Here is a 9,654-nt window from a genome sequence, read left to right as displayed (position 1 = left end):
CATAAATGCGCACAAATCCGGCACCGGCTGACACCGCACAGGCGGTGACAGGCAACACGAAGTCACGTGGAACATTCTTTAAGCTGGCATCTGCGCTGATGGACAACGGTGTTTTGGCGATACACAGTGGTAAATGACCAAAACCTGCTGCCGTGATTGAGTCAAGTTGCTGACGTGCTTGTGGGGTGAAAGAGACTTCACGCGCGCCATAGCGCTGCGCCAGAATCTCTATTTTCTGCTCCAGGGAGGCGCTATCAGGGTAGGCCAGTGCAGGGGCTGGTGCAGGGGCGCAGGCATCGATAACGCGCTGAGCCAGCGCGGTGGTGCCCGCGCCACCTTTGGCAAAAGCCTCGCTGATTTCACAGGCAACCGCACCGGCAGATAGCGCATAGTCGGCTAAAAAGGTCAATTCTTCCGCACTGTCGTCAGGGAAGCAATTGACGGCCACCACCACCGGTAGACCATAGCTTTTGGCATGCTTAATATGCCATTTTAGATTGGCGCAACCTTGGCTTAATAAAGGAATGTTGGTATTGAGAATTTCAGCAGGCAGAGGTTGGCCCGGTTTGATATCAAAAACACCGCTATTGGCTTTCAGGCTGCGTAATGTGGCAACCAGGACCACACAGGATGGCGCAATACCCGATTGGCGATACTTGATATTAAAGAACTTCTCCATCCCCATATCCGAGCCAAAACCCGCTTCCGTCACCACATAGTCTGCTAACTGCAACCCCAGACGGTCAGCCAGCACTGAAGAGTTGCCGTGGGCAATATTGGCAAATGGCCCTGCGTGGATAAGCACCGGCGTCTGTTCGCTGGTTTGCATCAGTGTTGGGTGGATGGTCTCTTTCATTAGCGCCGTCATGGCCCCTGCCACCCCCAAGTCATCAGCCGTAATGGCTTGCCCGGCAGTGCTGTGGGCCAATATTATTCGGCCAATGCGTTGGCGCATGTCGTGCAAGCTTTCTGACAACGCCAGAATGGCCATAAGTTCTGATGCCGCGGCAATTTCCACATGGTCGTGCCGCTCAACACCATGAGTACCGCCGCCCACACCGACCTGAATATGGCGCAGCGCCCGATCATTATGGTCAACCACTCGTGGCCAGAGGATGTGTTGAGCATCAATATTAAGCCGTGGCATGCCGGTTTGTTGACTAAAAGCCGAGCCCAAGCGCTGTTCATGATACAGACGTGCATCCAGCGCCGCCGCTGCCAGATTATGTGCCGCGCTAATAGCATGGATATCACCGGTCAGATGCAGGTTCAATTTCTCCATGGGTAACACTTGTGCTGCACCACCGCCTGCGGCTCCCCCTTTAACACCAAAGACTGGCCCCAGACTGGGTTGGCGAATGCAAGCCACCCCGCGATAGCCTAAGCGGTTGATTCCCTGACTTAAACCAATCGTCGTCACTGTTTTACCTTCTCCCAGCGGCGTCGGGGTAATGCTGGAAACCAGAATCAGTTTGCCTTGTGGGCCATCGGGGTGTAATGCGCGGATATCGACTTTCGCCATATCACGCCCATAGGGGATTAAATCATCGGCGGTCAGCCCTAATTTCTGTGCAATGTGTTGAATGGGGAGCAAATTTGTGTCTGGATTGATATCAGATAAGGGGGCGAGAGCATCGGCAGTAGAAGGGCGTGTCGGTGTCATGATGAGAAAATTCCTGTTATCAGTGATAAAACGGCGGCGGCCAATCACGATGGCTATATACCCGTCATACTTCAAGCAGCATGTGTGTTGGCGGCAGTCGTTTCCCGAATCACTTACCGCCTTCCCACAAATCGAATTATTTAGGCTATAAATCGCCGCGAATTATCACACAAACCCGTCAAGAATTGACAATGCAGATCAATAAATGTGTGCGACGGGGCATCAATAGCACCCGAGTGTTTAATGTTGACCCCGCCACGTCCTGTATGGGGCTTATTGGATTTCAATTTTATGCGTTTTATTTTTTTAAATGAATTTAAAGCAATTTTGAGATGAATTTTATTATAAATTCTTACTTTATAAGTTCAGTGTATAAAAGAAAGCCTACAATCCCATGGTTATATTCTATGGCTTCATAAACAGTTTTTTGTTTTTGACGGTAAAATTATAGGTCGTGTCATTTATGGGAAATCATATTCATTCCGCTTTGGTCTGCGCCGCACGATTAATTCGGTTGGCGGGAATTAATGCAGAATCCGTCGAGATATTTGGCAAAAATACTGTCACTGATCTCTCGACAAGGGTCACGCTCGACTCCTTAAAAGGGTCGATTGCGCAATTGTCGCGCGTCACATCGCTCCGTTTCAAAGTGAAAAAGCAATCATTAAATAAAATAAAACCCGGTCAATTACCCCTGGCATTTCGGGATATTCAGGGCCGGTTCATCCTATTGGCCCGATTAAATGACAGTCAGGCATTGCTGCAACACTTTGACAGTGATAAACCACAAATAATAGATTATCAAGAGCTTAGTAAACAATGGGGCGGTGTTATCCTCTATTGTCGTCATTCGCGATTTGATATCCGCTGGTTTATTCCGGTTTTATTGCGCCACCGCAAATCACTGGTTCAGGTCTTGGTATTATCCATGCTGTTGCAGTTTTTGGCCTTGATATCTCCGCTTTTCTTTCAAGTCATCATGGATAAAGTTTTGGTGCATAATGCACTGACAACGCTTGATGTATTAATTATCGTGTTATTAGTGGTCGGGGTATATGAAGTATTGTTGAAACTGCTGCGTGAATATATTTTTAGTCATACCACCACCAGAGTCGATATTTTATTAGGGGGTAAGCTATTTAAGCATTTAATCAAATTGCCACTCAGTTATTTTAAGCAGCGCCATGTGGGTAATATTGTTGCCAGAGTGCGAGAGTTAGATAATATTCGTGAATTTATCACCGGGTCGGCCCTGACATTATGTGTCGATGTCGTTTTCACTTTCGTATTATTTGTCATTATGGGGTGTATTTCACCGCTACTGACATTCATTATCCTGAGTACATTACCGTTTTATCTGTTATTAGCCGCACTGACCACTCGACCATTGCAAAAAAAAGTTCAGGTATTGTGCAGTTGTGCAGCCCAAAATGGCGCATTTTTAACCGAAACCCTATCGGGAGTGGAAACCGTCAAGAGCCTGGCATTAGAACCACAAATGCAGCAGCGCTGGGAGACGCAGACGCGTGATTATGCTCAAGCCAATTTTCAGGTGCAAAATCTGCAAAACTTCAGCAGCCAGTGCGCTCAATTGCTACAAAAACTGGCGGGAGCACTGGTTATCGTTATTGGGGCATATCAAGTCATGGCGGTGCAACTCAGCATTGGGCAATTAATTGCCTTCAATATGCTGGCAATTCAGGCAGTTATGCCCATGAGTAAGTTAGTTGATTTATGGCAACAGAGCATACGGGCGCAAGTGGGGCTGATGCTGATTTCCGACATTTTGAGTTTGCCTGTTGAACATGCGGTGGGGGCTGCACCGTCTAACCCCCCGATTCGGGGTAATATCACCTTGAATAATGTCATTTTTCGTTATCGTCCTGACTTGGAACCGGTTTTGCGTCATTTCTCATTATCACTGCCGGCGGGGGAGCATATCGGGCTGGTGGGGCCATCCGGCTCGGGGAAAAGCACCGTCGCGCGGTTATTACAGCGCCTGTATATCGCTGAGCAGGGCGCTATTAATATTGATGGTTGCCCTATAGGTCATTTTTCCCCTGAATATTTGCGGCGTCAAGTCGGGGTAGTTATGCAGGAAAATTACCTGTTTAACCGCACGGTTCGCGAAAACATTGCCAATTCCCGACCAACGGCCTCTCTGGCTGAAGTCGTTGAGGCAGCCTGTCTGGCCGGTGCCAATGCGTTTATTCTGGCCTTGCCGCTCGGGTATGACACCGTTTTGTCAGAAGGCGGAACCTCTCTTTCCGGTGGGCAACGTCAACGTATTGCGATTGCCCGCACGCTGCTGGCCAATCCCCGCGTGTTGATTTTTGATGAGGCAACCAGTGCGTTAGATGATGAGTCACAGGCTGAAGTACAGAAAAACATGTCTCGAATCATCGCTAATCGTACGGTTATCACCATTGCGCATCGTCTTTCGACGGTAAGGCACTGCCATCGTATTGCTGTCATAACAGAAGGTCAGGTGATTGAGTTGGCAAATCATGACCAACTGCTGGCTCAGAACGGTGTCTATGCCCAACTGTGGCGTCAGCAGGCCGACTTCAGCGACGGGGAATTAACATGAAATGGATGCAATCCTTGGCGAAGCTACTGATTTTTAAGGTGCTAAAAAAACGTGGGCAGCGCCATTCTTCCACGGAGCGAACTCGTGACGAATATGATTTTCTCCCGGCTTATCTTGATATCGTAGAGCGCCCGGTAGCGCCATGGGCTCGACGCACGGCTTGGTTTTTAGCGCTCACATTAGTGTTGGTCTTGATTTGGTCGATTGTCGGAAAGCTGGATATTCATGCTTCTGCTAATGGCAAGGTGATTGTTTCTGAGCATTCTAAAGTCATCCAATCGCTTGAAACGGGTGTGGTGGCGGCCATTAAGGTGCGTGATGGTGACAGAGTGGCCGTGGGGCAAGTGTTAATTGAACTCAGTCCGATCGGCATTGATGCTGAGATCAACAATATCAACCAACAATTAATGCATCGTTCGCTGGAGGTTGCGCGAATGTCAGCACTGCTGACCGATGACCCTCTCTCATCTTTCGTTGCTCCCCAGAACAGCCTTACCAGTGTGGCAATGAAAGCCAAGGCTCTTTTGATAAAAGAATATGCTGAAACCAATGCCGAGCTGGCGCGGCAGGACAGTGAGCAAGCGGTAAACCAAGCCTATATCAAAGCAGGGGATGCCAGTATTAGCCAACAGCGAGCATTAATCAAAAATATCCAGCGCAGGTTACAAGCACTGCGGGTACTGGTGAAATCTAAGTCAATTGCTGAAGTGGAAGTGTTGATACAAGAACGAGAATGGCTGAATGCCAATGCCGAGGCGAGCCGTTTGCAGAATGAACAGACAGTTTTACAAGCTAAAACACACCATCTGACACAAACGCGGTTGCACTATTTGGCCGAAAAAAAGCGAAGTTATCAGGAACAACTGAATAAGTCCCACGAAGTTATCAACCTATTGCAGCAAGAGCGGGTGAAGTTAATGGAAAAGCAGCGGCAACAAACGTTACGTGCGCCAGTGGCCGGTGTTATACAGCAATCTACGGTGCACACTCTCGGGGGGGTCGTCACCAGCGCTCAACCCCTTATGGTGTTGGTCCCGGAAAATCATCAACTAGAACTGGATGTTATGATCCTCAATAAAGATGTCGGTTTTGTGCGACCGGGCCAACCGGTGGAAATTAAAATAGACAGTTTCCCCTATACTCGCTTTGGCACTCTCTCCGGTGAGATCAAATATATTTCCCGCGATGCCATGGAAGATCAACAGCAAGGCTTAGTGTTTCCGGCTCGTATCCAATTTAATCGCGATACGCTAATCGTGGAAGGGAAGCCTGTGCGTTTATCTGCGGGTATGGCGGTGAGTGTCGAGATTAAAACCGGTCGCCGGCGCGTTATCGATTATTTACTCAGTCCATTACAGCAATACCAATCAGAAGCCATGAGGGAGCGTTGATATGATGAACTCAACGTCGGCTTCGCACATTCAGCCGTGGGTGGCATTAGCCCGTGCGGCAGCATGCTTTGATTTGGCCGTCGAGGCTTCGCACTTGGCTCATAAGGTCGGGCTGGCACCGCAAAAAATCGATAATATTGCCATATGCCGCTGTGCAAATTGGATTGGCTTGCGAGCCAGAGTCGTCAGCTGTTCCTTTTCGCGGTTAGGGCATTTGCCGCTTCCTATTTTGTTCAGTCAAGGCACACAGTGGTACGTGTTATTGGCACTGAATGAACATGGCGCTAGTGTGTATTTTCCGGTTGATGGTCAGCAAAAACAGATAAGCCAGCAGGAACTCGCCAATTTGTGGGGGGGCGAGGCCATATTATTGGCAAAAGCTGAGTTGCAGGAGCAACAAAAAAAGCCATTTGGGTTTAGCTGGTTTATACCGGTGATCCTCAAATACCGCCATCAGTTGCGCAACATCATTTTGGTTTCATTGCTGTTACAGGGCATTTTGCTGGTGACGCCGATGCTGTTTGAAACGGTCATCGACAAAGTGTTGGTGAGCCGAGGGATGGGGAGCTTGATGGTGCTCGGGATTGCTATGGTTGCGTTGGCCATTGTGGAACCGTGCTATACCTTTTTGCGCGGATGGCTGTTTGCGCATTTATCCAGCCGAGTGGGGGCTGAGCTCAATACCGGGCTTTATCGTCATTTAATGGGGCTACCACTGGGTTACTTTGCTTCGCAACAAACCGGCCAAACCATCGCAAAAATGCGGGAAATGGAGCAAATCCGCAGTTTTCTGACGGGATCGGCGCTGACTATGTTGCTGGATTTGGTTTTTGTCGGCACCTTTATCGCGGTGATGTTTTGCTACAGTGCCCAACTGACATGGATAGTCTTGTTTTCTTTGGTGTGCTACCTGTTGTTCTGGTGGGCGGCAGGGGGAATATTACGTAAACGTGTAGAACACCAATATGAAGCCAGCGCACAGAATACGGCATTCCTGACCGAAGCCATTAGCGGGTTGGAAACCATCAAAACATCGGCCACCGAGCACCAGTTTAATCGGAGCTGGCGGCACTCATTGGCCGGTTATGTGCGAGCTTCATTTGCGTGTGCCAGAGCCGCGAATATCGCTGAACAAGGCATCACGTTAATCAATAAAGTAACCTCGGCTATTTTATTGTGGCTAGGTGTGACATTGGTGTTGGCTGGGGACCTGACGCCAGGGCAGTTTATCGCATTTACCCTTTTTTCCGGCTACGTCACTCAGCCTATCCTACGTTTGGCGCAAATCTGGCAAGATTTTCAGCATACGCAGGTGGCGCTAAAACGCATTGGCACTATCTTGGATTATCCCACCGAACCGGGGAGCGCTGGGTTGTTATCCCGTCCGAATAGCCCGGGGGGGCTGGCTTTTAAACAGGTGCGTTTTCGCTATCGGTCAGATGCCGCCGAAGTGATACAAAACCTAACTTTAGATATTGCGGGTGGTGAGTTTATTGGTATTACCGGGCCATCGGGTTGTGGAAAATCGACATTAACCAAGCTACTCCAACGGTTATATACCCCGCAACATGGGCAAATTTTGGTTGATGGGCAGGATTTGGCTATTACGGATGCGACGACATTACGCTGTCAGATGAGTGTGGTATTGCAGGAAAGCGTACTATTTTCAGGATCGATACGTGACAACATATGCCAGTGCCGGCCAAACGCTGATGATGCTCACGTTGAGCACATTGCCCGATTAGCGGGCGCCCATGACTTTATTACGGCACTACCACAGGGGTATCAAACGCCAGTGGGAGAGCGGGGTAGTCTGCTCTCGGGTGGCCAGCGGCAGCGGGTGGCGTTAGCTAGAGCCTTGATGGCAGACCCGAAAATACTGATTCTTGATGAAGCGACCAGTGCGCTGGATTATGAATCTGAAGCCGCTATCATGCGCCAGTTACCCGAAATCATCCGTGGCCGTACAGTCATTTGTATCGCGCATCGGCTGAATACATTACGCCAATGCCATCGTATTTTTGTATTAACAGAGGGGCAAGTATTGGAGCAAGGTAGCCATCAAGAGTTACTGGCTCAGTCCGGCACCTATGCACGTTTGTGGCGATTACAGACAGAGTAAAGAAAGGGGCGGTTAATCGTCTTCAGACTGCTGACAAACCCCAACGACTCTACCTTGCAAGGTGAGGACAGGTAGAAGAGTAAAGCGTCCGCGCCACGGATGGCGCGGCTCGAGCCCCCAGGGATGGGTTTACGGCGTCTTTACGATCTACCTGTTTTCACCGATACGGGTATTTTGTCATTAACCTTAAGGGGCAATTAAGCCCCTTTATCTATATACCTGACTCAGCGATTTAGGTGGTAATACACTTCATTCCAGCGAATTTCATTTTTGAACGCGGGCAACGTGGTGTCGTTATCAATAAGCAGGAATTCAATGCCGTGCATTTCGGCATACAAACGCAACTCATCCACACCAATAGCTTGTGAGAACACGGTATGGTGCGCACCTCCCGCGATAATCCAGGCTTCAGCGGCGGTTGCCAGTGAGGGCTGAGCTTGCCAAATAGCCCGGGCTACCGGCAATTTTGGCAACGGATGCGGTTGCTCAACGGTATTGACCACATTGACCAACAAGCGGAAGCGGTTCCCCATATCGATTAAGCTGGCATTGAGTGCCGGGCCTGCCGGAGTCGAGAAGATCAACCGAGCAGGGTCGGCTTTACCGCCAATACCTAAATGCTGTACATCCAACAGCGGTTTTTCTTCTTTGGCGATCGATGGGCACACCTCCAGCATATGGGAACCCACCACCAGATCATTACCTGGCTGGAAGTTATAGGTGTAATCCTCCATAAAGGAGGTGCCGCCTTTTAGGCCGGTACCCATGACTTTCAGAATGCGTAATAATGCAGCGGTTTTCCAATCACCTTCACCACCAAAACCGTAACCTTGTTGCATGAGGCGTTGAACCGCCAAACCCGGTAACTGCTTTAATCCATACAGATTTTCAAAGTTAGTGGTAAACGCTTTAAAACCACCTTGTTCGAGAAAACGTTTCATACCCAACTCAATGCGCGCAGCATCGAGTAAGTTTTCGCGTTTATTGCCATTCAGCTTCACGGCATCTGTCAGCCGGTAAGTGGCTTCATATTCTTCAACCAAAGTATCAATCTCACCTTGGCTGACCGCATCCACCACGGTGACTAAATCACCGATACCGTAGGCATTAACCGAGTAACCAAACTGGATCTGTGCTGCAACTTTATCCCCTTCGGTCACTGCCACTTCGCGCATATTATCGCCAAAACGGGCGACTTTCAGTTGTTGGCTTTCCTGTTTGGCTGCCGCAACGCGCATCCACTGGCCAATCCGTTGATGCGCTTCTTTATCTTGCCAATGACCGGTGATAACACTGTGTTGCTGGCGCATACGTGCGCCGATAAAACCAAACTCACGGCCACCATGAGCAGTTTGGTTCAAGTTCATAAAGTCCATATCCATGGTTTCCCATGGGATCTGAGCATTAAACTGAGTATGGAATTGCAGCAACGGTTTATTCAGAATGCTCAGTCCGCCAATCCACATTTTGGCTGGCGAGAAGGTATGCAGCCAGGTCATGACACCAATACAGGCGGTAGCGTAGTTGGCCTCACGACACAACGCGGTAATTTCATCTGGTGTGGTCACCAAAGGTTTGAGCACCAGTTTGATCGGCAATTTCTCTTCGCTCTTGAGGCTATTGAGGCTATTGACGACATGATGGGCATTATCCATCACTTGTTGCAGGGTTTTAGGGCCATACAGGTTTTGACTGCCTATCACAAACCACACTTCTGATTGCTTGAATACGTCCATCGGATACTCCATTTAATCAATTTTCATACAGCATAAAGTTATAAATCAGCCGGTTAATCACGCTTCGGTTACCGGTGCGTAGTGTGGCTCAGCGGATAGACACCACTGTTGATAGCGTTGATAAAGCTGTTGATAGCGGGCAACTTGTGCTG

5 protein-coding genes are annotated in these 9,654 nt (G+C 49.1%); 3 read left to right on the top strand and 2 right to left on the bottom strand.

Features of this window, described 5'->3' with window-relative positions; all coding sequences use genetic code 11:
* Positions 1–1,663 (bottom strand): formate--tetrahydrofolate ligase (locus ACNSO8_RS03110; RefSeq protein ID WP_418393795.1); only part of this gene is annotated, 1,663 nt, incomplete at its 3' end.
* A gap of 463 nt (positions 1,664–2,126) precedes the next feature.
* Between ACNSO8_RS03110 and ACNSO8_RS03105 the strand changes: the two genes are divergently transcribed.
* The 3 genes from ACNSO8_RS03105 to ACNSO8_RS03095 are packed head-to-tail and all read left to right on the top strand — an operon-like array spanning position 2,127 to position 7,766.
* Complete coding sequence (locus ACNSO8_RS03105) at positions 2,127–4,253, top strand: peptidase domain-containing ABC transporter (protein WP_418393794.1); 2,127 nt, start codon at positions 2,127–2,129, stop codon at positions 4,251–4,253.
* Positions 4,250–5,644 (top strand): HlyD family type I secretion periplasmic adaptor subunit, encoded by a 1,395-nt coding sequence (locus ACNSO8_RS03100; RefSeq protein WP_418393793.1) that lies wholly within the window; start codon positions 4,250–4,252, stop codon positions 5,642–5,644. The genes ACNSO8_RS03105 and ACNSO8_RS03100 overlap by 4 nt, the downstream gene beginning before the upstream one ends.
* Position 5,645: 1 nt before the next feature.
* Positions 5,646–7,766: a type I secretion system permease/ATPase gene (locus ACNSO8_RS03095; protein ID WP_418393792.1), complete on the top strand. Its 2,121-nt coding sequence runs from the start codon at positions 5,646–5,648 to the stop codon at positions 7,764–7,766.
* 224 nt (positions 7,767–7,990) lie between these two features.
* Here the strand turns inward: ACNSO8_RS03095 and araA are convergent, their stop codons facing one another.
* A complete protein-coding gene (gene araA / locus ACNSO8_RS03090; RefSeq protein WP_418393791.1) occupies positions 7,991–9,502 on the bottom strand; it encodes an L-arabinose isomerase in 1,512 nt (503 codons plus the stop codon).
* Between the last annotated feature and the right edge of the window lie 152 nt (positions 9,503–9,654).

Source organism: Yersinia sp. LJYL362 (assembly GCF_048323875.1).
This window is presented reverse-complemented; position numbering and strand designations above follow the sequence as displayed.

Bases quoted from the DNA above. Each gene is read 5' to 3' on its own strand.
- araA (WP_418393791.1), bottom strand. From the start codon at position 9,502: ATGGACGTATTCAAGCAATCAGAAGTGTGGTTTGTGATAGGCAGTCAA.
- ACNSO8_RS03105 (WP_418393794.1), top strand. From the start codon at position 2,127: ATGGGAAATCATATTCATTCCGCTTTGGTCTGCGCCGCACGATTAATT.
- ACNSO8_RS03100 (WP_418393793.1), top strand. From the start codon at position 4,250: ATGAAATGGATGCAATCCTTGGCGAAGCTACTGATTTTTAAGGTGCTA.
- ACNSO8_RS03095 (WP_418393792.1), top strand. From the start codon at position 5,646: ATGATGAACTCAACGTCGGCTTCGCACATTCAGCCGTGGGTGGCATTA.